The organism is Streptomyces sp. NBC_01116 (genome assembly GCF_041435495.1).
Taxonomy (GTDB): domain Bacteria; phylum Actinomycetota; class Actinomycetes; order Streptomycetales; family Streptomycetaceae; genus Streptomyces.
In genome coordinates this window covers 1578879-1603558 of sequence record NZ_CP108644.1, presented here as the reverse complement: position 1 = coordinate 1603558, position 24680 = coordinate 1578879, and the positions used below count along the sequence as shown (strand labels likewise).

General features: G+C 73.2%; 22 protein-coding genes. 12 read left to right on the top strand and 10 right to left on the bottom strand.

The features are described from left to right. The first annotated feature begins 105 nt into the window (after window positions 1–105). Window positions 106–999, top strand: coding sequence for an esterase/lipase family protein (locus tag OG245_RS06890; RefSeq protein WP_371622653.1), 894 nt, complete (start codon window positions 106–108; stop codon window positions 997–999). A 131-nt stretch (window positions 1000–1130) separates the two neighbouring features. Here the strand turns inward: OG245_RS06890 and OG245_RS06885 are convergent, their stop codons facing one another. Together OG245_RS06885 and OG245_RS06880 are read right to left on the bottom strand one after the other, a co-directional pair. Beyond that, a complete protein-coding gene (locus OG245_RS06885; protein ID WP_371622652.1) occupies window positions 1131–2168 on the bottom strand; it encodes a lytic polysaccharide monooxygenase in 1038 nt (345 codons plus the stop codon). Between the two features lie 163 nt (window positions 2169–2331). Continuing rightward, a complete protein-coding gene (locus tag OG245_RS06880; protein WP_371622651.1) occupies window positions 2332–3018 on the bottom strand; it encodes a response regulator in 687 nt (228 codons plus the stop codon). Window positions 3019–3134: 116 nt separating this feature from the next. On the opposite strand from OG245_RS06880, the gene OG245_RS06875 reads away from it, so the two are divergent. Genes OG245_RS06875 through OG245_RS06860 form a run of 4 tightly spaced genes read left to right on the top strand, consistent with a single transcriptional unit; the run spans window position 3135 to window position 7724 of the window. Next, on the top strand, window positions 3135–4118 hold the full coding sequence (locus OG245_RS06875) for a Bug family tripartite tricarboxylate transporter substrate binding protein (protein WP_371622650.1): 984 nt from the start codon (window positions 3135–3137) through the stop codon (window positions 4116–4118). Continuing rightward, window positions 4115–4684: a tripartite tricarboxylate transporter TctB family protein gene (locus OG245_RS06870; protein ID WP_371622649.1), complete on the top strand. Its 570-nt coding sequence runs from the start codon at window positions 4115–4117 to the stop codon at window positions 4682–4684. Before OG245_RS06875 ends, OG245_RS06870 begins: the two co-directional genes overlap by 4 nt. Before the next feature lie 3 nt (window positions 4685–4687). Continuing rightward, window positions 4688–6217, top strand: coding sequence for a tripartite tricarboxylate transporter permease (locus OG245_RS06865; protein ID WP_371622648.1), 1530 nt, complete (start codon window positions 4688–4690; stop codon window positions 6215–6217). Window positions 6218–6230: 13 nt separating this feature from the next. Next, a complete protein-coding gene (locus OG245_RS06860) occupies window positions 6231–7724 on the top strand; it encodes a trifunctional class I SAM-dependent methyltransferase/NUDIX hydrolase/VOC family protein (protein ID WP_371622647.1) in 1494 nt (497 codons plus the stop codon). A 49-nt stretch (window positions 7725–7773) separates the two neighbouring features. Here OG245_RS06860 and OG245_RS06855 read toward each other — a convergent pair whose 3' ends face one another. Both OG245_RS06855 and OG245_RS06850 read right to left on the bottom strand, forming a co-directional pair. Then, window positions 7774–8283, bottom strand: a complete 510-nt coding sequence (locus OG245_RS06855; RefSeq protein ID WP_371622646.1) for a DUF402 domain-containing protein — start codon at window positions 8281–8283, stop codon at window positions 7774–7776. Then, window positions 8267–9184, bottom strand: coding sequence for an N-acetyltransferase family protein (locus OG245_RS06850; protein WP_371622645.1), 918 nt, complete (start codon window positions 9182–9184; stop codon window positions 8267–8269). The genes OG245_RS06855 and OG245_RS06850 overlap by 17 nt, the downstream gene beginning before the upstream one ends. Window positions 9185–9254: 70 nt before the next feature. Here OG245_RS06850 and OG245_RS06845 point away from each other — a divergent pair, with 70 nt between their 5' ends. Next, window positions 9255–9629 (top strand): GntR family transcriptional regulator, encoded by a 375-nt coding sequence (locus OG245_RS06845; RefSeq protein WP_371622644.1) that lies wholly within the window; start codon window positions 9255–9257, stop codon window positions 9627–9629. A gap of 87 nt (window positions 9630–9716) precedes the next feature. Here OG245_RS06845 and OG245_RS06840 read toward each other — a convergent pair whose 3' ends face one another. Beyond that, a complete protein-coding gene (locus tag OG245_RS06840; protein ID WP_371622643.1) occupies window positions 9717–10811 on the bottom strand; it encodes a DUF5925 domain-containing protein in 1095 nt (364 codons plus the stop codon). Between the two features lie 236 nt (window positions 10812–11047). Here OG245_RS06840 and OG245_RS06835 point away from each other — a divergent pair, with 236 nt between their 5' ends. Beyond that, window positions 11048–11851, top strand: coding sequence for an SGNH/GDSL hydrolase family protein (locus OG245_RS06835; RefSeq protein ID WP_371622642.1), 804 nt, complete (start codon window positions 11048–11050; stop codon window positions 11849–11851). Window positions 11852–12130: 279 nt separating this feature from the next. Beyond that, window positions 12131–12394: a hypothetical protein gene (locus OG245_RS06830; RefSeq protein ID WP_003970092.1), complete on the top strand. Its 264-nt coding sequence runs from the start codon at window positions 12131–12133 to the stop codon at window positions 12392–12394. A 44-nt stretch (window positions 12395–12438) separates the two neighbouring features. Here the strand turns inward: OG245_RS06830 and OG245_RS06825 are convergent, their stop codons facing one another. From OG245_RS06825 to hmgA, 4 genes are all read right to left on the bottom strand, one after another. Further along, on the bottom strand, window positions 12439–13635 hold the full coding sequence (locus tag OG245_RS06825; protein ID WP_371622641.1) for a CaiB/BaiF CoA transferase family protein: 1197 nt from the start codon (window positions 13633–13635) through the stop codon (window positions 12439–12441). A gap of 179 nt (window positions 13636–13814) precedes the next feature. After that, window positions 13815–15215 (bottom strand): type ISP restriction/modification enzyme, encoded by a 1401-nt coding sequence (locus OG245_RS06820; RefSeq protein ID WP_371622640.1) that lies wholly within the window; start codon window positions 15213–15215, stop codon window positions 13815–13817. Window positions 15216–15286: 71 nt separating this feature from the next. Next, a complete protein-coding gene (locus OG245_RS06815) occupies window positions 15287–16210 on the bottom strand; it encodes a GntR family transcriptional regulator (protein ID WP_371622639.1) in 924 nt (307 codons plus the stop codon). A gap of 61 nt (window positions 16211–16271) precedes the next feature. After that, window positions 16272–17591 (bottom strand): homogentisate 1,2-dioxygenase, encoded by a 1320-nt coding sequence (hmgA, locus tag OG245_RS06810; RefSeq protein WP_371622638.1) that lies wholly within the window; start codon window positions 17589–17591, stop codon window positions 16272–16274. Between the two features lie 232 nt (window positions 17592–17823). On the opposite strand from hmgA, the gene OG245_RS06805 reads away from it, so the two are divergent. The 4 genes from OG245_RS06805 to OG245_RS06790 all read left to right on the top strand — a co-directional run bounded on the left by OG245_RS06805 (window position 17824) and on the right by OG245_RS06790 (window position 23902). Beyond that, on the top strand, window positions 17824–18444 hold the full coding sequence (locus tag OG245_RS06805) for a TetR family transcriptional regulator (protein ID WP_371622637.1): 621 nt from the start codon (window positions 17824–17826) through the stop codon (window positions 18442–18444). Window positions 18445–18767: 323 nt separating this feature from the next. Beyond that, window positions 18768–20972, top strand: a complete 2205-nt coding sequence (locus OG245_RS06800) for a molybdopterin-dependent oxidoreductase (RefSeq protein ID WP_371622636.1) — start codon at window positions 18768–18770, stop codon at window positions 20970–20972. 135 nt (window positions 20973–21107) lie between these two features. Next, window positions 21108–22568, top strand: coding sequence for a CitMHS family transporter (locus OG245_RS06795; protein WP_371622635.1), 1461 nt, complete (start codon window positions 21108–21110; stop codon window positions 22566–22568). After that, the gene (locus OG245_RS06790) at window positions 22568–23902 is read left to right on the top strand and encodes an MFS transporter (RefSeq protein ID WP_371622634.1); all 1335 of its coding nucleotides are present in this window, start codon (window positions 22568–22570) and stop codon (window positions 23900–23902) included. Before OG245_RS06795 ends, OG245_RS06790 begins: the two co-directional genes overlap by 1 nt. 75 nt (window positions 23903–23977) lie before the next feature. On the opposite strand, the gene OG245_RS06785 is transcribed toward OG245_RS06790, so the two are convergent. After that, on the bottom strand, window positions 23978–24658 hold the full coding sequence (locus OG245_RS06785) for a hypothetical protein (protein ID WP_371622633.1): 681 nt from the start codon (window positions 24656–24658) through the stop codon (window positions 23978–23980). Window positions 24659–24680: the final 22 nt, after the last annotated feature.

The following is a 24680-nucleotide window of genomic DNA, read 5'->3' as shown; positions in this document are numbered from 1 at the left end:
GCCACCTTACTCGTGCGTAATTTGGCATGAGCACATAAAGCTTGTGGTCCGGGCCACAGGGCGCACCGCCATCGCACCTCCCTTGAGCCGCAAGGAGACCACACGATGCTGCCCTGGATCCGTGCTGCGCGCGTTCCCCGCACGCGCAGTCTGCTCGCCGCCCTGCTCCTCGCCCTCACCGTTCTCGTCGCCCCCACGGCGACCGCGACCGCCGCCGCCCCGGCCGCCGCCGAGGCCACTTCGCGCGGCTGGAACGACTACTCCTGCAAGCCCTCCGCAGCCCATCCCCGTCCCGTCGTCCTGGTCCACGGAACCTTCGGGAACTCGATCGACAACTGGCTGGTCCTCGCCCCCTACCTGGTCAACCGGGGCTACTGCGTCTTCTCCCTCGACTACGGCCGGCTCCCCGGCGTGCCGCTCTTCCACGGCCTCGGCCCCATCGACAAGTCCGCGGAACAGCTCGACGTGTTCGTCGACAAGGTCCTCGACGCCACCGGAGCCCCGAAGGCCGACCTCGTCGGCCACTCCCAGGGCGGCATGATGCCGAACTACTACCTGAAGTTCCTCGGCGGCGCCGACAAGGTCAACGCCCTCGTCGGCATCGCCCCGGACAACCACGGCACCACGCTGCTCGGCCTCACCAAGCTGCTGCCGTTCTTCCCCGGCGTCGAGAGGTTCATCAGCGACAAGACCCCCGGACTCGCCGACCAGATCGCCGGATCACCCTTCATCACCAAGCTCACGGCGGGCGGCGACACCGTCCCCGGCGTCCGCTACACCGTCATCGCGACCAAGTACGACCAGGTCGTGACCCCGTACCGCACGCAGTACCTGGACGGGCCGAACGTACGCAACGTGCTGCTCCAGGACCTCTGCCCGCTCGACCTGTCCGAGCACGTGGCGATCGGGACCGTCGACCGCATCGCCTTCCACGAAGTGGCCAACGCCCTCGACCCGGCACGCGCCACCCCGACCACCTGCGGCTCGGTCACCGGCTGACCCGGCACGCGAAGACGGGCCGGGGCCCCGGCGTCCGATGGGGCGGACGGCGGAACCCCGGCCCGTCACTTCCTGCCGCGCCCGACGTCCCGGAGGGGCGCGGCAGGGGTATGGGAGGGCTGCTGCGAAGGTCAGCGGCTGTGGCGGCCCGCCGCGGCGGCGGCCCGTCGGCGCTGCGTGGCGAACAGTACGGCCGCACCGGCTGCGAGCACCCCGGCGCCCCCGATCGCCAGGTAGGTGCTGCCGCCGGAGCCGCCCGTCTCGGCCAGCACCTCCTCGGCGCCCGCCGCGTTGGCCTCCGGGGCGTTGCCCTCAGACTTTGCCTCCGGGGCGGCCGGGGCGGCGGCGGTGACCTTCGCCCCGGTGCTCGCGTCGTCGTCCCCGTGGCCGCCGTGCTCGACCGACGACTTCTCGGAACCCTCGGCGATGGCGTCCTCGGACGGCGCGGAGGGGGCCGCGGCCGGAGCCTCGGCGCCGGAGTCACCACCGGAACCCTGCTGCCCTTCCTCCTTCTCCGCCCCGCCGTCCTGCGCCCCGCCGCCGAACGTCACGTCGGAGCAGGCGTAGAACGCCTCGGGGGAGTCGGAGCGCTGCCAGACCGTGTAGACCAGCTGCCGGCCCGAACGCTCGGGGATCGTCCCGTCGAAGACGTACGAACCGTTCTCCAGCTTCGGGTCGGTGGCCTCGGCGAAGGGCTTCGCCTCCAGGTCCGACCAGGCCAGCGGCTTCGTGGGGTCGTAGCCGGGCTTGGTGAGGTACAGCTCGAACGACCCCCGGTGCGGGGCCGTCGCACGGAACCGGAAGGTGTGCTCGCCCGCCGACATCGCGGTGGCCGGCCAGTCGGCGCGCGGGAGGTCCAGGCCCTTGAACTTGTCGTTGGCCGCGCTGCACAGCTTGCCGTCCGGGATCAACTCACGGTGCTTGCCCGCCGCGTCGGCGATGTTCACCCCGTTCCAGTCGTACAGCGCCTGCGTCCCGCCCGCCGCGACCGCCGCCCGGCACGCCGCCGACGTCGGGCTCTCCGGCCCCTCCGCGAAGCACGCGGACACCCGGCTCACCGGGTCGGTGAGCGAACCGTGCGCGACGGCCGGGGCGGAGGCCAGCCCGGCCAGTGCGAGCGGGGCCAGACCGAGGGCGAGGACACGTGCGGCCTTGCGGCGAGCGGTCATGGATGGATCTCCTTCGAAACGGCACGGCTGTGAGGGTGGCGATCAGCAAGCTAGCCGCTGAGAAGTTCCAAAACGCCTGATGGGAGGGGGTGGTGACGATCCTTATGGTCGCTTTAAGGCGCCGCTAAGTGGGCGCTCAGGTGGAGGGCCGGGACGTGCCACCTCACCCCGTCCACCGGTACCGCCGCTCCGGCCGCCCCGTGCCCCCGTAGCGCAGGGTCACCTCCGCCCGGCCCGTCGCGGTGAAGTGCTCCAGGTAGCGGCGCGCGCTCACCCGGGACAGTGCTCCCACCTCGGCGCACTCCGACGCGGACAGGCCCGCCGGGTGGTCGCGCAGGGTGCGTTCCACCAGGTCCGCCGTGGGGGCGGCCAGGCCCTTCGGCAGCTCGCGCGAGCCGGGCGGGCGGGTGCCGAAGATCTGGTCGACGTCCTCCTGGCGGGCCTCTCCCAGCCTGTCCAGGCGGGTGCGCAGCGAGGCGACGTGGCGCAGCTGCTCCTGGAGCGCCGAGTGGCTGAACGGCTTGATCAGATAGTGCAGGGCCCCCGCCCGCAGCGCCGCCCGGATGACCCCCGCGTCCCGGGCCGCTGTGATGAACAGGGCGTCCGCGCTGGGGCGCGAGGCGTCCTGCTCCTCCGCAGCACGCAGGGCACGCAGCACCCCGATCCCGTCCATATCGGGCAGATAGATGTCCAGTAGCACCAGATCGGGGCGCAGCCGCTCGGCCGCCCGCAAGGCGTCGGCACCGTTGTGCGCCACCCCGACGACCGCGAAGCCGTCCATAGCGGACACATAGCGGCTGTGCAGTTTCGCGACCATGAAGTCGTCGTCCACCACCAGCACAGTTGTCACGCCGCCACGCTAGGCGGCGACCGCAATGACCACAACGTCCGTTGATACCGGAAGAGAGACAGCTTCTTAACGCGCAGGCAACATGTGGGCCACTTCACAGTTGAAAGGCGGAACCCGTGCGACTGCGCACTCTCCTCGCCCTTTTGGGGGCCACGTTGCTGGTGGTGGTAGGACCACCCCTGCTGTCCACCGGTGACGGTTCCGACACCGGCACCCAGATTCCCGGGCTCCGCTTCATGGTCCCCAACACTCCCGGCGGCGGCTACGACATCACCGCGCGCACCCTGGCCAAGAACGCCGAGGACGCCGAGCTCACCCACAACATCGAGGTGTTCAACCTGCCGGGCGCCGGCGGAACGGTCGGCCTGAGCCGGCTCGTCGGCGAGCACGGCAACGGCAAGCTGGCGCTCTCCATGGGGCTCGGCGTCGTCGGAGCCGTACACACCAACAAGTCCCCGAGCACGCTCGCCGACACCACCCCGATCGCCCGGCTCACCGAGGAGCCGGACATCGTCGTCGTCTCCAAGGACTCCCCGTACCGGACCATCGCCGACCTGCTCGCCGCCTGGAAGAAGGACCCGGCCCGCGTCCCGGTCGGCGGCGGGTCCTCGCCCGGCGGCCCGGACCACCTCGCCCCGATGCTCATGGCGCAGGCGGCCGGCATCGCCCCGAGGACGGTCAACTACGTCCCGTTCGACGGCGGCGGCGAACTCCTCGCCTCGATCCTCGGCGACAAGGTCGGCTTCGGGGTCTCCGGCCTCGGCGAGTACCGCGACCAGATCGAGGCGGGCGAGCTGCGCCTCCTCGCCGTGACCGGCCCGAAGCGGGTGCCGGGCCTCGACGCCCCCACCCTGCGCGAAGCCGGACTCGACACCGAGTTCACCAACTGGCGCGGCATCGTCGCCCCGCCCGGCCTCTCGCCGGCCGAACGCGACAAGCTCACCGGCCTGATCCGCGAACTCCACGGCACGAAGCAGTGGAAGGAGTCGATGAAGAAGAACGGCTGGGACGACGCCCTCCTCATCGGTGAACCCTTCGGCGACTTCCTCGACGAGCAGAACCAGCGGGTCGCCACCGTTCTCAAGGAGCTGGGGCTGTGACCACCGAACCCACCGAACCCACCGGTTCCGCGGCGCAGCCGGGCGGCGAAGCCGCGCACGAGCCGAACACCACCCTCGCCTGGCTGCGCGAGCACTCCGAACTCGGCGTCTGCGTCCTGCTGTTCGCGCTCGGCGTGCTCGTTCTCACCGACGCGTTCACCATGAGCGTCGACATCGCCCAGCGCGGTCCCGTCGGCCCCCGGACGGTCCCCTTCGTCATCGGCGGGCTGTTCCTCCTCATCTCCGTCCTGCTCGCCGGCGACGTCCTGCGCGGCGGACGCGGCGAGGCGGAGGGCGGCGAGGACGTCGACCTCGACGAACCGGCCGACTGGCGCACCGTCCTCCTGCTCACCGGGGTCTTCCTCGGCGCCGCCGTCCTGATCGGCCCGCTGGGCTTCCCGATCGCCGGGGCGCTGCTCTTCTGGGGCTCCGCCTACGCACTCGGCAGCCGGCACCACGGCCGGGACCCGCTCATCGCGGCCGGCATCTCCCTCGCCACCTATTTCGTCTTCGACAACCTGCTCGGTGTCCCCCTTCCGGGCGGCCCGCTGATGGGGGTGCTCTGACCGATGGATTCCCTCAACTCCCTCATCGACGGCTTCGGTACCGCGCTCACCCCGATGAACCTGCTCTGGGCCGCGATCGGCGTGCTGCTCGGCACCGCGATCGGCGTGCTCCCCGGCATCGGCCCGGCGATGGCCGTGGCGCTGCTGCTCCCGGTGACGTACGGACTCGATCCGACCGGCGCGTTCATCATGTTCGCCGGGATCTACTACGGCGCGATGTTCGGCGGCTCCACCACCTCGATCCTCCTCAACACCCCCGGGGAGAGCGCGGCCGTGGTCGCCGCGATCGAGGGCAACCCGATGGCGAAGGGCGGACGCGGCGCCCAGGCGCTCGCCGCCGCCGCGATCGGTCACTTCGCGGGCGGCATGATCGGCACGATCCTGCTGGTCGTCCTCGCCCCGACCGTCGCCTCCCTCGCCATCGGCATCGGAGCCCCCGACTACTTCGCCATCATGGTGCTGGCCTTCATCGCCGTCACCTCCGTCCTCGGCGCCTCCCGCATCCGCGGCATCGCCTCGCTCCTCATCGGCCTCACCATCGGGCTGGTCGGCCTCGACCAGATGACCGGCCAGCAGCGCCTCACCTTCGGCTCGCTCCAACTGGCCGACGGCGTCGACGTGGTCATCGTCGCGGTCGGACTCTTCGCGATCGGCGAAGCGCTCTGGGTCGCCGCCCATCTGCGCCGCTCCACCGGAAAGCCGATACCCGTCGGCAGACCGTGGCTCGGCCGCGCCGACCTGAAGCGCACCTGGAAGCCCTGGCTGCGCGGTCCCGTCATCGGCTTCCCCTTCGGGGCGATCCCGGCGGGCGGTGCGGAGATCCCCACCTTCCTCAGCTACGTCACCGAGAAGCGGCTCTCCAAGCACCGCGACCAGTTCGGCAAGGGAGCCATCGAAGGCGTCGCCGGACCCGAGGCCGCCGCCTCCGCCTCCGCCGCCGGAACGCTCGTCTCGATGCTCACGCTCGGACTGCCCACCACCGCCGTCGCCGCCGTGATGCTGGCCGCCTTCCAGCAGTACGGGATCCAGCCGGGGCCCCTGCTGTTCGAACGCGAACCGGAGCTGGTCTGGGGCCTCATCGCCTCGCTCTTCGTCGGCATGGTGCTGCTGCTCGCCCTCAACCTGCCGCTCGCCCCGGTCTGGGCGAAGCTCCTGCGGATCCCGCGCCCCTATCTGTACGCGGGCATCCTCTTCTTCGCCGCGGTCGGCGCGTACGCGGTCGGCGGCGAGTCCCTCGACCTGGTGATCCTCCTGATCATCGGGCTGATCGGATTCGGCATGCGGCGCTACGGGCTGCCGGTGCTGCCCGCCGTCATCGGGGTGATCCTCGGCCCGGCCGCCGAACAGCAGTTGCGCCGAGCGCTCCAGATCAGCGACGGGAGTGTGTCCGGACTGGTCAACACCCCGTTCTCCGTCACCGTCTACGCGATCGTGGTGCTGATCGTGGCGTGGCCGCTGATCGGCCGCCTGGTCCTGCGGCGGCGCGGTGGCCGGAAAACGGCAGAGGAGTCCCGCACGGTCGGTGGCGGCTGAGAGCATCGGCTCCATGACCACGATCGACTGGGACGCGGCTGCCGGATCCTTCGACGAGGAGCCCGACCACGGGCTCCTCGACCCCGCGGTGCGCGACGCCTGGGCCGGGCGGCTGGAGAGCTGGCTGCCCGGCACCCGCGCCGAGGTGCTGGACCTGGGGTGCGGCACCGGCAGCCTCTCCCTGCTCGCCGTGGGCCAGGGCCACCGCGTCACCGCCGTCGACCGCGCGCCCCGCATGGCCGACCTGGCCCGCGCCAAGCTCGCCGGGACCGGTGCGGAGGTCCTCGTCGGGGACGCCGCCCGGCCCCCGGTCGGGGAGCGGCTGTTCGACGTCGTCGTGGCCCGGCACGTCGTCTGGCTGCTGCCCGACCCGGCGGCGGCCCTGAAGCACTGGTTCGGCCTGCTGAAGCCGGGCGGGCGGCTCGTGCTCGTCGAGGGGGTGTGGGGCGGCGCCGGCCTGTCCGCCACCACGCTCACCGCCCTGCTCTCCGCGCACACCGAGCGCATCCACCACGAGGACCTGGTCCCCGACTCCCGGCTGTGGGGCAGGCAGGTCCACGACGAGCGCTACGCACTGGTCGCCCGCGCGATGCCGACGCACCGGCACACCGAGGTCGTCGACGTCCATCTGATCCTGCGGCGCGGCCCGGACGTCCTGCTGGCCCGCCGCTCCGGAACGGGGTACGCGGACGGACTGCTCCACATGCCCTCCGGCCACGCGGAGGACGGCGAGGACGTCCGCGAGGCGATGGTCCGGGAGGCTGCCGAGGAGATCGGCCTCGATCTGGAGCCCGAGGAGCTGAAGGTGGCCCTCGTGATGCAGCACCGGGGACCCGGCGGCGGCGCGCGCATGGGCTGGTTCTTCGTCGCGGAGCACGACCCGGCCCGCCCGCCGCGCAACGCCGAGCCGGAGAAGTGCTCCGAGCTGGACTGGTTCCCGCTGGCCGCCCTGCCGGACGACATGGTCGCGTACTGCCGCGCGGGCCTGGACGGATACCGGGCGGGCGAGCACTTCATGATCCACTGGCACCGGGACGGGGAGCCGATCGCGTATGTGCCGGGAGGCCCCCGCACGGCCGTCCCGCTGCCCGCAGCCGAGGAGACCACCGGGAGGGTGCACCACATCGAGCTGTGGGTGGCTGACCTGGCGGAGGCGGAGCGCGGCTGGGGCTGGCTGCTGGGCCGGCTCGGCCATGTCCCGTACCAGCGCTGGGCCCACGGCCGCAGTTGGCGGCGCGGTGACACGTACGTCGTGGTGGAGCGGTCGCCCGACCTGGCCGCCGGCGGCCACGACCGCCGCCGCCCCGGCCTCAACCACCTGGCGTTCCACGTCGCGGACCGGGCCGCCCTCGACGCCCTGGTCGCCGGGGCCCCGGCGTACGGATGGCGGCTGCTGTTCCCCGACCGCCATCCGTACGCGGGCGGCGAGGGGCATCACGCCGCCTATCTGGAGGACCCGGCGGGGTACGAGGTGGAGCTCGTCGCCGACTCCCGGCCCCGCCCCTGAGCCGCCCGGCGGTGCGTGCGGGCCCCGGCCCCCGCGCCCGACGGGGCGTTCAGTCGAGGAGCGCGGTCAGCCCGTCCGTCCGGGCCAGGTCCTCCAGCTCGTCCAGGGCCCGGGCCGCCGCTCCGGCCGCCGCCGGATCGCGTCCGGCCAGGCCGCTCGCCGCGAACTCGTCCTCGTCCAGCCGCAGGACCGTCGCGCCGTCGGCCGACACCCACAGGTCCAGGTCCAGGTCCTCGACCCTCAGCACCCCGTCCGCGAGCACGGCGGGCCGCGTGATGTCGCAGTACCAGCCCTTGAGCCTGCCGTCCCCGGTGCGGACCTCCTTCACCGCGAACCACCGGTCCCGCCAGTAGTGCTCGGTCAGGACGTCGCCCGGCTCGAACCGGACGAAGCCGAAGTCCCGCGCCCCCGGAGCGGCCCACGGCGCCCGGACCGTGACGCGGACTCCGTCGTCCCGGACCAGCTCCGCCGGATACCTGATCTTGGTGCGGCCCGCCTTGGACAGGTCGACGACCAGGCCCTTCGTGCGGCCGGCGCGGGGCTCAGAGGGTGCGGACATGGCGGACCTCCGTCGCGCAGACCTGGTACCCGAACCACTGGTTGACGGCCAGCATCGGGCCGTTGCCGGTGTCGTTGGAGGTGTACGCGTCCGTGTATCCGGCCGCCCGCGCCCGGTGCAGCGAGTCGTTCTTCGCCAGCTTCGCCAGACCCCGCCCCCGGAAGTCCCGCAAGGTGCCGGTCATGGCGCTCAGATACGTCCGCGCGCCGTCGGTGGTGGCCGCGCTGAACGCCGCCACCTCGCCGTCGACCAGCGCCACCGAGGTGAGCCCCTGGTCGAAGGCAGGGTGCCGCCAGATGTTCGTCAGCCAGTCCTCGTAGTCGTCCAGCTCGGAGGTGATGTCGCCCGGCTCGTCGGCCGTCACCTCGACGTCAGCCTCGAACAGCGGCCGGGGATCGTCGGCGAAGTCCGAGCCGGCCCGCAGCTCGACGCCCGCCGGCGGTTCCTGACGCGGCGGCAGGGCCCCGCCCGCGAGGTCGAGGTGCTGGAAGTGCGCGGAGCGCCTGGCCCGGTAGCCCCGCTTGCGGGCGAACTCCAGGCTCTCCGGGTTGTCCAGGACCCACGCGTACAGGACCGTGGCCCCGGCCTGGGCCAGGTGCTCCTCCGCCGTGCGCAGCAGCAGCGAGCCCGCGCCGCGGTTCGTCCGGCCGGGAAGCGTCTGCGGTGTGAAGTACCCCTGCCCCGGCTCGGGACTGTCGTAGGCGATGCCCGCCTGCGCCGTGGCGATGATCTCGCCGTCCTCCTCGGCGACCAGCAGCCGGTAGTGACGGTCCGGATGGGCGTGGGCCAGATCGTGGACGACCTGTTCGGGGGTGGCCACCATCCAGGGGACCGAGGCCCTGCGGGCACGGGTCCACGCCTCCGCGTCGGACGGCCGGAAATCGCGCACGATCACAGTCATGCGGTGGACCGTATGCGCAGTCGCGTCCCGAACGCCTCTCATTTTTCCGCCGGTGGGGGAGAATCGGCCCGTGACTGACAAGATCGTCCTCGACCCGGACTCCGGCATCGCGCCGTACGAGCAACTGCGCACCCAGCTCTCCGGACTGGCCCGTTCCGGCGCGCTCCCCGTCGGCCACCGGCTCCCGACCGTACGCGGCTTCGCCGAGGAGCTGGGCCTCGCCGCCAACACCGTCGCCAAGGCCTACCGGGCCCTGGAGGCGGACGGGGTGATCGAGACCCGGGGCCGCAACGGAACCTTCGTCGCGGCCGCCGGGGGAGCGGCCGAACAGCGGGCCGCGACCGCCGCGCAGGTGTACGCGGAGACCGCCGAGCGGCTCGGCCTCACCCGGCAGCAGGCCCTGTCGCTGGCCGAGGACGCGGTGCGCGCGGCGTACGGGGACTGACGCACTGCCCGTGACACACGGGGTCGACTGGCGTACTGCCCGTGACACGCACGAGGTCAACTGGCTTGCTGCCCGTGACACACGGGGTCAGAGGTAGAGCCCGGCGTCCGGCCCCGCGTCCTGCTTCGGCACCGACGCGGGGCCGATGCCCCGGCGCAGCGCGTACAGCTCGGCGAGGGAGTTGCCCTCCCGGCTCACCCCTTCGTCCGTACCCAGCCAGGCCACCGACTCCTGACGGGTCAGCGGGCCGACCTCGATCCTGGCCAGGCAGCGGCCGGGGCGCACGACCGCCGGGTGCAGCCGCTCCAGGTCCTCATTGGTGGTGACCCCGACCAGCACGTTGCGGCCCTGCCCCAGCAGACCGTCCGTCAGGTTCAGCAGCCGGGACAGGGCCTGGCCCGCCGTGTGCTTGGCCTCGCCGCGGATCAGCTCGTCGCAGTCCTCCAGGAGCAGCAGCCGCCACCGCCCCTTCGCCGTGCCGTCGTCCTCACCGATCGCGATGTCCATCAGATAGCCGACGTCGTTGAAGAGCCGCTCGGGGTCCAGCACGCAGTCGACCTGGCACCAGTCGCGCCAGGACCGGGCCAGGGTGCGCAGCGCCGATGTCTTGCCGGTGCCGGGCGGGCCGTGCAGCAGGAGCAGCCGGCCCGCGATGTCGTCCGGCGTCACCTTCATCAGCCGGCCCATCGCCTCGGCCACCGGGGCGGTGTAGTTGGGGCGGACCTCGTCCCAGCTTCCGGCGGTGATAAGGCGGGTGGTGCGGTACGGGCCGCGGCGCGGGGAGACGTACCAGAAGCCCATGGTCACGTTGTCGGGCTGGGGCTCCGGCTCGTCCTGCGCGCCCTCGGTGGCCAGGCCGAGGACCCTCCTGGCCAGTTCCTCGCTGGTCGCGGTGACGGTGACGTCCGCGCCCCGGTTCCACCGGGAGGCCAGCAGGGTCCAGCCCTCGCCCTCCGCGAGCGTGGCGCTGCGGTCGTCGTCGCGGGCGGCCCGCAGCACCGTTGCGTCCGGCGGCAGCAGCGTCGCCCCGGCCTTGACCCGGTCGAGGGAGGAGCTGTGCGCGTACGGCTGCTCGCCCGTCGCGAAGCGGCCGAGGAAGAGAGCGTCGACGACATCGGACGGTGAATCGCTGTCGTCGACGGTGAGCCGGATCGGCAGAGCGGATTCGGGGGAGTCGGGCATGGCGCCCATGATCCGGCACCGTGTGGCCCCGTGCACCCGGGTTTCGCGGGCTCGCGGACCGGGCCGGCGGCGCTCCCGGCAGCCGACGGAGCGACAACACGGCGTCAAGGAGCGCCCGTTGAACGACCGGGGGCGGACGGAAGCACACCACGCCTATTTTTGGCATGAACACTTCCAGTGCGGTGCGAGTGCTGCTACTACGGAGTAGGCAGAAACCCCCTGCTCAAGGAGGTCCCATGAAAATGTCCAGACTCGTGGCGTTCTCGTCCTCGCTCCTGCTCGGCGCCGCCCTCGCCCTCACCGGTGCGGGGATCGCGAACGCCGACTCGTCCGCCGCGGCGGTCGACTACGTCGCCCTCGGCGACTCGTACTCCTCCGGTGTCGGAGCGGGCAGCTACGACGGCTCCAGCTGCAAGCGCAGCAGCCGCGCCTATCCCGCCCTCTGGGCGGCCGCCAACTCCCCCTCCTCGTTCGACTTCGCCGCCTGTTCCGGCGCCCGGACCGGAGACGTCACGGGCAGTCAGCTCGGCCGGCTGAACGCCTCGACCGACCTCGTCTCGATCTCCATCGGCGGCAACGACGCGGGCTTCGCCGACGTCATGACGACCTGTGTCCTGCAGTCCGAGGCCACCTGCCTCAACCGCGTCGCCACCGCCCGCTCCTACGTCGACTCCACCCTGCCCGGCAGGCTCGACTCCGTGTACTCGGCCATACGCTCCAAGGCCCCCTCCGCGCAGGTCGTCGTCCTCGGCTACCCGCGCTTCTACCAGCTCGGCGGCGGCTGCCTCGCGGGTCTGAGCGAGAAGGAGCGCTCCGCCATCAACGGGGCGTCCGACCACCTCAACACGGCCACCGCCAAGCGGGCCGCGGACCACGGCTTCACGTTCGGCGACGTCAGGCAGGCCTTCACCGGGCACGAGATCTGCTCGGGCAGCGCCTGGCTGCACAGCGTGAACTGGCTCAACATCGGCGAGTCCTACCACCCCACCGCCGCCGGACAGTCGGGCGGCTACCTCTCCGTTCTCAAGTCCGCCCTCTGACCCGGAGGGGTGGCGCTCCCGACCGGGGCGTCCACCCTTCCCGCGGTCCCTCCGCGCGGCACGCGCAGGGGGGCGGACGGGGCGGGGCCGCCGAACCGTGCGAACCGCCTGAACCGTGCGAACTGCCCGAAGTCGCCCCGAAATCGCGCGGATTCGGTAACGAGGCGTCAACCTCCGTATGTGTGTGCGTAATCCTGTGGCCGGGATACACGGGTGTCACCGCGGGACGATAGGGTTAACCTGCCCGGACCGGGTGCCCTCGTACGGGTGGGGAGTGACATGGAACAGATAACGGTGCGAAGCAGGCCGCGCGTGCCTGCCATCACATGCGGGAGCGGTGCGACCAGTACGCGCCTCGACCGCCATCTCGCGGTGCTCGGCGGCCCTGTCGTCCCGCAGCGCGAGTCGGCGGAAGCGACGCTGCTCATGCGTGAGCTGACCTCGCGTGATGCCGCGCACACCCGCAGGAGCAGGAGCGCACGTGTGTCGCTCTTCGCGCCCCTGCGGCGACTGCGGCGCTCGCTCTTCGGCAGCCGCCGCTGACCCACGGCACCGCCCGTCGGGACCGGCCCGCCGCTCGGGGCGGTTCAGGCGATCACTCCGTCCCGGCGCAGCACCGATGCCTGCTCGTCCGTCATCCCCAGGGCTCGCAGCAGCGCATCGGTGTGCTCACCCAGCGCCGGTACGGCACCCATCCGTGCTTCCTCGCTCCCCGGCAGCGTGATCGGCGGCAGCAGCGCCCGCAACGGCCCCACCGGTGTCCCCACCTCCCGCCACCGGTCCCGTGCCGCGAGCTGCGGATGCGCCGCCACATCGGCCACCGTGTTCAGCCGGGCACAGGCGATGCCCGCCGCCTCAAGACCCGCCAGCGCCTTCCGCCCCGTCAGGCCCGCCAGCGCCCGGCCCACCGCCTCGTCGGTCCGCTCCCGGTTCGCGGTCCGTGCCGCGTTCGTCGCGAAGTCCGGGTCGTCGGCCAACTCGGGCCGCCCGAGGACCTGTTCCGCCAGCCGCCGCCACTCCCTGTCGTTCTGCACCGAGAGCAGCACCTGCTCGCCGTCGGCCGTCGCGTACGCGTCGTACGGAACGATCACCGAGTGCGCGAGACCGGTACGCGCCGGGGGAGCGGAGCCGTGCGTCCCCTGGTGCAGCGGGTGGCCCATCCACTCGGCCAGCGCGTCCAGCATGGAGACCTCCACCGGGCCGCCCCGTCCGGTGGTCGCCCGCCGCAGCAGCGCCGCGAGCACCCCGGAGAACGCGTACATCGCCGCCGCGATGTCCGCCGCCGGCACGCCCGCCTTCACCGGCTGCTCGGCCGTCCCCGTCACCGAGACCAGGCCGGCCTCGCACTGCACGAGCATGTCGTAGGCCCGCTTGTGCGCGTACGGTCCCACCGCGCCGTAGCCGGAGATGTCGACCGCCACCAGGCGCGGGTGCTCCGCGCAGAGCGAGGCGGCGTCGAGGCCGAGCCGGGCCGCCGCACCCTGGGCCAGGTTCTGGACGAACACGTCTGCCCCTGCGACGAGTTCACGGACCACCGCGAGGCCGCGCGGATCCTTCAGGTCGACGGCGAGGGACTCCTTGCCGCGGTTGCACCACACGAAGTGCGAGGCGAGACCGCGCGCCGCCGTGTCGTAGCCGCGCGCGAAGTCGCCGCCGTCCGGGCGCTCCACCTTGATCACCCTCGCTCCGAGGTCGGCGAGCTGCCGGGTGGCGAAGGGGGCGGCGACCGCTTGCTCGACGGCCACCACGGTAATGCCGTCGAGGGGGAGTGGCGAGGTGTTCATGCCCCCGTGCTTACCCGCTGAGCGCCGCGCGTGCCACCTCCGGCCGCTCTGCGGACCACCTCTGGCCGCTCTGCGGACCACCTCTGGCCGCTCTGCGTGCCACTTCCGGCCGCCCTGTGGACCACCTCTGGCCGCTCTGCGGACCACCTCCGGCCGCTCTGTGGTTTGCCCGGCCGCCGCTACAGCAGCGCGAACTGCCCCTCCGGGCCCTCCTCCTGGTGCCCGAGCACCGATGCGGGACGCCGTGCCGAGGGCGGCGCCGGCAGCACCCCGGCCGCCCGCAGTTCGGCGGGCCCGATCAGCTCTCCCGCCTCCAGCGCCGCCCGCAGCTCCTTCCGGGGTCCCGCCGTGCCGTCCAGCAGGGCGAGCACGGTGATGAGTTCGAGCAGCTCCGACGTCCACTCCCGGGGCCAGCCGCGCGCACCGACCGCGTCCAGGCCGTCCGGGACGATTCCGTCCGGCCCCCGGCCCGTCGCCGCCGCGGCCCGGCGCCCGAACCAGAGCTCCAGCACCCGCACCCCGCCCACCGTGAACTCCCAGGCCGCCGCGGGCACCGGCGAGATCCGGCCATCGCCGACGACCAGTGCCTCGTCCCCGGCCTCATGGACCAGCTCCGTGGGGCGGGCCGGGAGGGCCGCCCGCACATAGGGCCTGCGTCCGCCCGGCATCCGGGGCCGCTCCCCGCCCCGGGCCCCGCGCAACTGGAGCCGCATCAGCTCCCGGCCGAGCGCCACCCCCGACGACCACACCTCCGCGTCGGCCGGCAGCGGGACCCGGGGGCCGGTTGCGGAGGGCCGGGCTGCGGCCAGGACCCAGGCCAGCACCGCCTCCGGGGTGAACGCGTCCGGCTCCGCCGCGCCGCCGAGCCGCTCGCGCAGCAGGTCCGTGAGCCCCGGAGCCAGGTTGGGCTCCGTGCCGCCCGGCCTGCGGTAGAGCGGCCTGATCCGGCCGGGCCGCCCGGCCGGGGAGTGCCCGTCGGGCAGCAGCGCGGTCACGGACAGGGCGGGCCCGGAGTCCTCGGGGGCGGAGCCGTGCTCGACGGCGAAGAGCTGCCGCCCGTCGGCGACCCGCCACAGCTCCGGACGGGCCGCGTCGATCAGCCGGTGGTCGGGGAGCAGCCACTGTTCGTCGTAGGGGCCGTGGAGGATCCGTACGGGGTCGGGGCAGGGGCCCGGGGTCCGGGCGAAGCGGCCCGTTCCTGCGGACCGGCCGGGCAGGGCCGCGACCGAGGTGTGCGGCGTACGGGAGCGGCTGGGCGCGAACAGCCGTTCCTGCTCGGCCGGGTCGGCGGCGGCCAGCCGTTCCCAGCGGGCCCGGAGCGCCTCGGGGTCGGGGCCGCGCACCCAGGCGCGGCCGGTTCGCAGCGGCCGTACGGACCACGGCATCAGCTCGTCCAGTGACAGGAGCCCGTCCGCTGACGGGTGCCTGTCGGTTGACGGGCGCTCGTCCGGAGAGGGGGACCCGTTCGGAGTCGGGGACCCGTTCGGCGAGGGAGGCCCGTCCGGCGGTCGGGGTGTCTCCGGCGGCGAGGACCGGGCGTTCCCGTCGCCGCCGGCCGCCGCAGTCCCGTGCGCTGTCACCTGCCCGTCCTCCCCTGTCCGCCGTGACCCCTGCGCATCGTAACGGCGGGCGGCGTCCCCGTGGGGCGGGGTCAGTGGGCCTCCACCGTCACGGAGAAGGAGAACCGGTCGCCCCGGTAGCGGATCCGGGCCACGTCCACCACGCGCCCGTCCTCGTCGTACGTCACGCCCGTGTAGTGCAGGATCGGGCTGAGCAGCGGGACCTGGAGCAGCTCGGCGGTGACGGGGTCGGCGAGCCGCGCCTCCACCGTGTCGGTGATCCGGGAGATCCTCACCCCGACGACGTCGCGCAGGACCTTGGTCATCGGCCAGCGTTCGAGGTCGGCCACGTCGATCCGGGCGGCGATGTCGGGAAGGACCGCGTTCTCCGCCCAGTTGGTGGGCTCGTCGCTCTGCCCGTCGCGGCGCAGCCGCCGGTAGCAGGTCACCTCGGCGCAGCCCGGGAAGAACTCGGCCAGATCACCGGGCACCGCTGTCGGGCCGTGGCCCAGAACGGTCGTCGCCTCGCCGGACTGCTGGGCCACGATCGCGTCGACCGAGCCCAGCAGCCGGACGGGGGAGACCCGCCGGGCGCGCGGCTCGATGAACGTGCCGCGTCGCCGGTGCCGGCTGATCAGCCCCTCCGCCTCCAGTTCCTTGAGCGCCTGGCGCATCGTGAGCACGCTGACCCCGTAGTGCGCGGCGAGCTGCTCCTCGGTGGGCAGCCGGGCGGAGGCGTCCCGGGGGCGGCCCAGTATGGAGGCCCGCAGGGACTGGGAGACCTGGTACCAGAGCGGCAGCTTGCGGTTCAGGACGAGGGAGTCGGGGGCGAAGGCGGGCGCGGGCGGCACCGGGGCCGCCCGGACGTCCGCGCTGGTCCCGGAGGGGGCGGCCCCGTCGTCTCCGGTCCCGGCGGGGGCGGCCCGGACGGCCCCGGCCCCGGGCCCGGTGCCGACCGTGGCGTCGCCGCCGGTCCTCCGGTCGTCCGATCCGGCTCTCTCCTGGCTCTCTGTCACGTCGTCCCCGTCCAGTCCCGTGCCCGTCCGTGCCCGTCCGTCCCCTCCGGCCTTCCGCCGTCTACGGCCGGAAGTTGCGGCTCAGACCCTGCCACACGTCGTCGTAACCGCGCTGCAGGTGTTCGGCGGAGGCTGCCTGCGCGGTCGCCGTGACCGGCCAGCGGGTCTCGAACATGAACGCCAGGCCGTCGTCGATCTTCTGCGGCTTCAGCTCCGCCGCGCTCGCCCGGTCGAAGGTCTCCCGGTCCGGTCCGTGCGCCGACATCATGTTGTGCAGGGAGCCGCCGCCCGGGACGAAGCCGTCCGCCTTCGCGTCGTACGCCCCGTCGATCAGGCCCATGTACTCGCTCATCACATTGCGGTGGAAGTACGGCGGGCGGAAGGTGTCCTCGCCGACCAGCCAGCGCGGGGCGAAGACGACGAAGTCCACCCCGGCCAGCCCCGGGGTGTCGGACGGCGAGGTCAGCACCGTGAAGATCGACGGGTCGGGGTGGTCGTAGCTGATCGTGCCGATCACATTGAACCGGCGCAGGTCGTAGACGTACGGGGTGTGGTTGCCGTGCCAGGCCACCACGTCGAGCGGCGAGTGGTCGTACGTCGCCGACCAGAGGTTCCCGCAGAACTTGTTGACCACCTCCACCGGGCCCTCGTGGTCCTCGTACGCGGCGACGGGCGCGAGGAAGTCCCGGGCGTTCGCGAGGCCGTTGGCGCCGATCGGGCCCAGGTCGGGCAGCGCGAACGGGCGGCCGTAGTTCTCGCAGACGTAGCCGCGCGCGGTCTCCTCCAGCAGCTCCACCCGGAAGCGGACCCCGCGCGGGATCAGCGCGACGTGGCCCGGCTCGGCGCGCAGCAGGCCCAGTTCGGTGCGCAGCAGCAGTCCGCCGCGCTCGGGGACGATCAGCAGCTCGCCGTCGGAGTCGCTGAACACGCGGTCCGTCATCGAGGAGTCGGCGTTGTACAGGTGGATCGCCATGCCCGCGCGCTGCGCGGCGTCGCCGTTGCCGCCGAGCGTCCACAGGCCGCTCAGGAAGTCCGTGCCGGGCGCGGGGTCGGGCAGCGGGTTCCAGCGCAGCCGGTTCGGGTCCGGCGTCGTCTCCGTGAAGGGCGCCGAGCGCAGGCCGCCGTTGTCGACGCGGGCGAACGCCGGGTGGGCGGCCGAGGGGCGGACGCGGTAGAGCCAGGAACGGCGGTTGTCCGCGCGCGGCTCGGTGAAGGCGGAGCCGCTCAGCTGTTCCGCGTAGAGCCCGAGCGGGGCGCGCTGGGGGGAGTTGCGGCCGTGCGGCAGCGCCCCGGGAACCGCCTCCGAGCTGTGCTCGTTGCCGAAGCCCGAGGAATGCGTCAGCCCCTCGGCCGTCTTCCTCGCCTGGTCGATCGCGCTCATCCCGCACTCCCGTTGCCCAAGAAAGCCATCGGATCCGCCGGACGACGAATCCTATGTACTACCGTAGGAATCGGAGTGGGGCACGTCAACGGCATACATCCCGCCATTCGTGGCCTGTCCCAACCGATGCGATGCGATGCGGTGCGTGACCGGTGCGTGAGCGCGGCGGCCGACGGCCGGCCCGGCCGCCGGGTGGTGCCGCCCGTCCGCCGGGGCGAGGGGGCACGGCATCATGGGGCCCGTGCCCCACGTCAACCCGAACCTCCGCCGCGCTCCCGTGCAGCAGCGCAGCGCCGACCGGCTGGCCCGGATACTCGACTCCTGCGCCGGGCTCCTCGACGAGACCGGCTACGAGCAGCTCACCACCCGGGCCGTCGCCGAGCGTGCCGAGGTGCCCATCGGTTCCGTCTACCGGTTCTTCCCCAACAAGCGCGCGCTGGTCGACGCCCTCGCGCTGCGCAATCTGGACACCTACGCCGACCGCATCGCCGCCCGCCTCGCGGACCTTCCGGCCGGCGACTGGCGCGCCGCCATCGACGCGGTGCTCGACGAGTACCTGGCGATGAAGCGGAGCATCCCCGGCTTCGCGCTCGTCGACTTCGGACCGCCGTCCCCGGCCGGGGACGCGGCGGACGACGCCAACCGGAGGCTGGCGGACCGGCTCGCCGTCCTGCTCGCCGGCCACCTCGGCCGACGGCCCGACGAGGCGCTGTCCCGGGCGATCCTGGTGAGCGTCGAGGCCGCCGACGCGCTCCTCCAACTGGCCTTCCGCACGGAACCGTCGGGGGACGCGGCCCTCGTGGCCGAGACGCGGACCCTGGTCAGGGCCTACCTCGCCCAGACGCTCGACTGAGTGCGGGCCCCTGGCCGGGGAGCCCCCGGCCGCGCCGCGTGCCCGGCCACGGTTGTGCCCGTCTGCCCGTCTGCCCGTCTGCCCGTCTGCCCGTCTGCGCATGGGCCCGTGTGCCTAGTTGTCGCCCTTTGACCGGGGCCCTCGGCTCCGCGCGCCCGGGCGCCTGCGCGCCCGGTCGCCGGGGTCCGCTCGCCTTCTCCTGCGCGCGACACCTCCCCCCTGTGCGTACCGGTCGGTATGCTCGCCCGTGCCGGGGCTCCCACGCCCGCCCGGCCCATGCCGTCGACGTCGTCCTGCCACCGCCGCCGCCCCGGGGAGGGCCCATGTCCCACGACACCCGCACCGCACCGCGTATCTGCCCCCTCTGCGAGGCCACCTGCGGCCTCACCCTCACCATCGAGGGCGCCACCGTCACCGGTGCGCGCGGTGACCGCGAGGACATCTTCAGCCGGGGCTTCATCTGCCCCAAGGGGGCCTCCTTCGGAGGGCTCGACGCCGACCCCGACCGGCTGCGCGTCCCCCTCGTGCGCGACGACGACGGGGAGCTGCGCGAGGCCTCCTGGAGCGAGGCGTTCGACCTGATCGCCGCCCGGATACCGGAGCTGACGGAGGCCCACGGGCCGAACGCGGTCGGCGTGGTCCTCGGCAACCCCAACGTGCACACGATGGCGGGCTCCCTCTACCCGCCCCTGCTGCTCGGGGCCCTGCGCACCCGCAACGTGTTCACCGCGAGCACCCTGGACCAGATGCCCAAGCACGTCTCCAGCGGCCTGCTCTTCGGCGACGCGCACGCCATCCCCGTACCGGACCTCGACCGCACCGACCACCTCCTCCTGATCGGCGCCAACCCGCTGGAGTCCAACGGCAGTCTCTGCACCGCCCCGGACTTCCCCGGCCGGCTCAAGGCCCTGCGCCGGCGCGGCGGCACCCTCACCGTCATCGACCCGCGCCGCACCCGCACCGCCCGTCTCGCCGACCGGCACGTCGCGATCCGGCCCGGCGCGGACGCCCTGCTGCTGGCCGCGCTCGCGCACACGCTCATCGACGAGAAGCTCGCCGACCCCGGTCCGCTCGCCGACCACCTGGAAGGGATCGACGAACTGGCCGCCGCCCTCGCCGGCTTCACCCCGGACGCCGTGGCCGCCGCCTGCGACGTGGACGCGGACACCATCACCGCCATCGCGCGCGAACTCGCCGCCGCCCCCACCGCGGCCGTCTACGGGCGCATCGGCAGCTGCACCGTCGAGCACGGCACCCTCGCCAGCTGGCTGGTGGACGTCCTCAACATCCTCACCGGCAACCTCGACCGGCCCGGCGGCGCGCTGTTCCCGCTCTCCGCGACCGCGCGCGCCCCACGGCCCGCCGAACCCGGGACGCGTAAAGCCGTCCCGGGCAAGGGCTTCGCGCTCGGCCGCTGGTCGAGCCGGGTCTCCGGGCACCCCGAGGCCAAGGGCGAACTGCCCATCGCCGCCCTCGCCGAGGAGATCGACACCCCGGGCGAGGACCGCATCCGCGCCCTGTTGGTCATCGCGGCCAACCCCGTGCTCTCCGCGCCCGACGGCGACCGCCTCGACGCGGCCCTCGCCGACGGACTCGACTTCATGGTGAGCGTCGACCCGTACCTGAACGAGACCTCCCGGCACGCCGACGTCGTCCTGCCACCGCCGCCGCCCTCGCAGAGCGCCCACTTCGACTTCGCGTTCAACGGCTTCGCCGTGCACAACCAGGTCCGCTACACCCCCGCCGCCGTGCCCCTGGAGGACGGGCGGATGGACGAGAGCGAGATCCACGCCCGCCTCGTCCTCGCGGTGGGCGGCCTGCACGGCGCGCCGCCCTCCGCCGTCGACGACCTGGCCATCACCGCCGCCCTCGCCCGCGCCGGTGCCCCGGAGGACCTGGCCGCCGGCCTCACCGGCGAGAGCGGCCCCGAACGGCGACTGGACCTCATGCTGCGCCTCGGCCCGTACGGGCTGACGCTGGAGCAGCTCCTCGCCCACCCGCACGGCATCGACCTCGGCCCGCTGAAACCCCGCGTCCCGGAGGTCCTGCGCACCCGCTCCGGCCGCATCGAACTGCTCCCGGAGCCGATCGCCGCCGATCTGCCGCGCCTGCGCCGGGCGCTGGGCGACCGGCCCGCCCCGCTCGTCCTCGTCGGCCGCCGGCATCTGCGCTCCAACAACAGCTGGATGCACAACGTGGGCTCGCTCGCCGGAGGGTCCAACGTCTGCACCCTCCAGATCCACCCCGACGACGCCGCCCGCCTCGGTCTCGTGGACGGGGCCGGCGCCCGGATCGAGTCGTCGGGCGGCGCGATCGAGGCCCCCGCCGAGATCACCGACACCGTGCGCCGCGGGGTGGTGAGCCTGCCGCACGGCTGGGGCCACAGCCGCCCCGGCACCCGTATGGCGGTCGCCGCCGCGCACCCGGGGGCGAACGTGAACCAGCTGCTCGACGGCACGCTCCTGGATCCGCTGTCCGGCACCGCCGTGCTGAACGCCGTTCCGGTCTCCGTGACCCCGGCTCTTTAACATCACCGTGTTGACCTGGGGTTTTGCTCGTATTGCTCACACGTCAACATCTTGTTAACGCCAGGAGAGCGCCCCTAACGTCATCCGGACCGCCGGGACCGGTGGGAGTTCAAGGATGAACGTTAGGTATCCCCCATGCTGACAATCCTCGGCTTCGCCATGATCGCGACCTTCCTGGTCCTGATCATGACGAAGAAGATGTCGCCGATCGCGGCGCTGGTACTGATCCCCGCACTGTTCTGTGTCGCCGTAGGACAGGGAGCGCAGCTCGGCGACTACGTCATCGAAGGCGTCGGCAACCTCGCGCCCACCGCGGCCATGCTGATGTTCGCCATCGTCTACTTCGGCGTGATGATCGACGTCGGCCTGTTCGACCCGATCGTCCGGGGCATCCTGAAGTTCTGCCAGGCCGACCCGATGCGCATCGTCGTCGGTACGGCGGTGCTCGCCGCGATCGTCTCGCTGGACGGCGACGGCTCCACCACCTTCATGATCACCGTCTCGGCGATGTATCCCCTCTACAAACGCCTGAAGATGAGCCTGGTCGTCATGACCGGTGTCGCGGCCACCGCCAACGGCGTCATGAACACCCTCCCCTGGGGCGGCCCGACCGCCCGTGCCGCCACCGCCCTCAAGCTGGACGCCTCCGAGATCTTCGTGCCGATGATCCCGGCGCTGGCCATGGGGCTGCTCGCCGTGTTCGTGCTGGCGTACGTGCTCGGTCTCCGGGAGCGCAAGCGCCTGGGCATGCTCACGCTCGACGAGGCGCTGGCCCGGGAGCCGGAGCCGGAGACCGTGTCCACCGGCGCGGGCGGCACCGGCGCGGGCCGCGCCGCCGGTGAGGACCGCCTCGTCAAGCGGACCTCCGCGGGCGGTACGGGTACGGCGGCGGGGGCCGGCACCGACGCCGACCCCGCGGACGCGGACGCGGACGGGGACGGGGACGACGACGAGTTCCAGGGCCTCGACCCGAACCGGTCCACGCTCCGCCCGAAGCTCTACTGGTTCAACGCCGGACTCACCGCCGCCCTGCTGACGGCGATGATCATGGAACTGATGCCGATCCCGGTGCTCTTCCTGCTCGGCGCGGCCCTCGCGCTCACCGTCAACTTCCCCCACATGCCCGACCAGCGGGCCCGGATCGCCGCGCACGCCGACAACGTCCTCAACGTCTCCGGCATGGTCTTCGCCGCCGCCGTCTTCACCGGAGTCCTCACCGGCACCGGCATGGTCGACAACATGGCCGACTGGGTCGTCGGCGCGGTCCCCGACGCGATGGGCCCGCACATGGCCATCGTCACCGGTCTGCTCAGCCTGCCGCTCACCTACTTCATGTCCAACGACGGCTTCTACTTCGGCGTCCTCCCCGTCCTCGCCGAGGCGGGCGCGGCCCACGGGGTCTCGCCGCTGGAGATCGCGCGCGCCTCCCTGGCCGGCCAGGCCCTGCACATGTCCTCGCCGCTCGTGCCCGCCGTGTACGTCCTCGTCGGCATGGCGAAGGTCGAGTTCGGCGACCACACCCGCTTCACCGTCAAGTGGGCCATCCTCACCTCGCTCGTGGTGCTCGCGGCGGGCGTCCTCTTCGGCATCATGTAATGACACGCGCACCGCGAACCGGGCCCGGCAGGGGCTGGCTGCTGCGCCTCGTCATCGCCTTCGCCTTCGCGCAGGGGGCGGTGTCGATGGCGCGGCCCGCCGTCTCCTACCGGGCCCTCGCGCTCGGCGCCGACGAGGCCGCCGTCGGCGTCATCGCCGGGGTCTACGCCCTGCTCCCGCTGTTCGTCGCCGTGCCGCTCGGCCGCCGTACCGACCACGGCCGCTGCGCGCCCCTGCTGCCGCTCGGCGTGCTCCTGATCTCCGGCGGCTGCGCGCTGAGCGGCATCGCCTCCTCGCTGCCCGCGATGGCCGCCTGGAGCGGGGTGATGGGCCTCGGCCACCTGTGCTTCGTGATCGGCGCGCAGTCGATCGTGGCCCGGCAGTCCGCGCCCGCCGAGCAGGACCGCAACTTCGGGCACTTCACCATCGGGGCCTCGCTCGGCCAGCTCATCGGCCCCGTCGCCGCGGGCGCGCTCATCTCCGGGCAGGGCGGGATCCTGGGCCGGACGAGCGCGCTGGCCCTCCTCGTCTCGGCCGCGGTCGCCGCCGTCGCCCTCGCCTCGCTCTGGCGCATCGAGCACCGCCGGGCGAAGGGCTCCGGCGCCGGTCCGGGCCACAAGGTCCCGGTCCGCGCGATCCTGGGCGCGCGGGGCGTTCCCGCGGGCATCTTCATCAGCATGGCGGTGCTGTCCGCCACCGACATCCTCACCGCCTACCTGCCGGTCGTCGGCGAACACCGCTCCATCGCGCCGGCCACCGTGGGGCTGCTGCTGAGCCTGCGCGCCGCCGCCACGATCGCCTGCCGGCTGGTCATGTCGCCGCTGCTGCGGCTGCTGGGCCGCAGGGCCCTGCTGACCACCAGCTGCCTGCTCGCCGGACTCCTCTGCGCGGGCGTCGCCCTCCCCGTCTCCGTCCCGGTCCTCGCCGTCATGCTCGCCGTGCTCGGCTTCTGCCTCGGCGTCGGCCAGCCGCTGTCCATGACCACCGTGGTCCGGGCCGCCCCCGACCGGGCCCGGTCCACCGCGCTCGCCCTCCGGCTGACCGGCAACCGGCTCGGCCAGGTCGCCGCACCCGCCGCGGCGGGGCTGATCGCGGGCGCGGTGGGAGTGGCGGCCCCGTTCGCGCTGCTCGGCGTCTTCCTGATCGGGGCGGCGGGCCTCGGACTGCGCGGCGAGGGGCGCCCGGACCCTGCCCCGGCACCCCCGGACCCTGCCCCGGCACCCCCGGACCCCGCCCCGGCACCCCCGGCACCTCACCGGAGCATCGCTGACGGGCGCGCCGCACGAACCGGGCGTACCGGGCCGGGGCGGGCCCTCAAGGGCCCGGAAGCCTGACGCCTCCCCGCACGCCCGCCGCCCGCACACCGCTCCCGTCACACCGCCTCCCTCGTCCCTCGCGAAGCGCCCCCCTCACGAGGTGACGCGGGGGGCGCCGGGAGTCAGCCGGTCGCCTTCACGGGTCCAGACGGTGGTCGCGTCCCCGCTCGGGCAGCAGTGCGCGTCGTTGGGGCGGAACCACTTCTCGCTCACGACGATCCGGCCCGGTGCGAACTCCACTCCCACCAGCCCGGCGTGGTAAGCGGCGGACTTCTGGCGCGGGGTGATCGAGCCGATGACGGCGAGGTCCTTTCCCGCGTGCCCGTACACCACGTACGCGACGGCGATGTCCGCGTTCTGCGTGAGGCCGTTGTCGTCGCACCCGACGAAGACGGCGGCCTCGTCGCGGCGGTCGCCGTCGGAATCGCCGTAGACGATGTTCTGGGTTCGGCTGACGCGGACCGTTCCCCAGGTCCGTGAGGTGGCCAGGGCATCGCCCGTGGCGTCGACGCGCACCAGCCCCGGCACGCCGCAGAACTCTCCCGGGACAGGGACCTCTGACCAGTCCATGTCGCGCAGGTCCGCCGGCGCGGGTCCGACGACCGAGGGGGTCTCCCGAGGGGACTCCGGCGGGGAGGCGGGGGCGGAGGAAGCCGGGCGCTGGGTCGAAGGCGTGATCCGGGGAGCGGGGTCGGAGGCGTCGCACGCGCCGGTGGCCAGCAGGGCCGTCAGGAACGCGGTGAACGGGAGGACGTGCCGTAAGCCGTTTGCCACAGTGTTCTCCGTCTCGTACTCG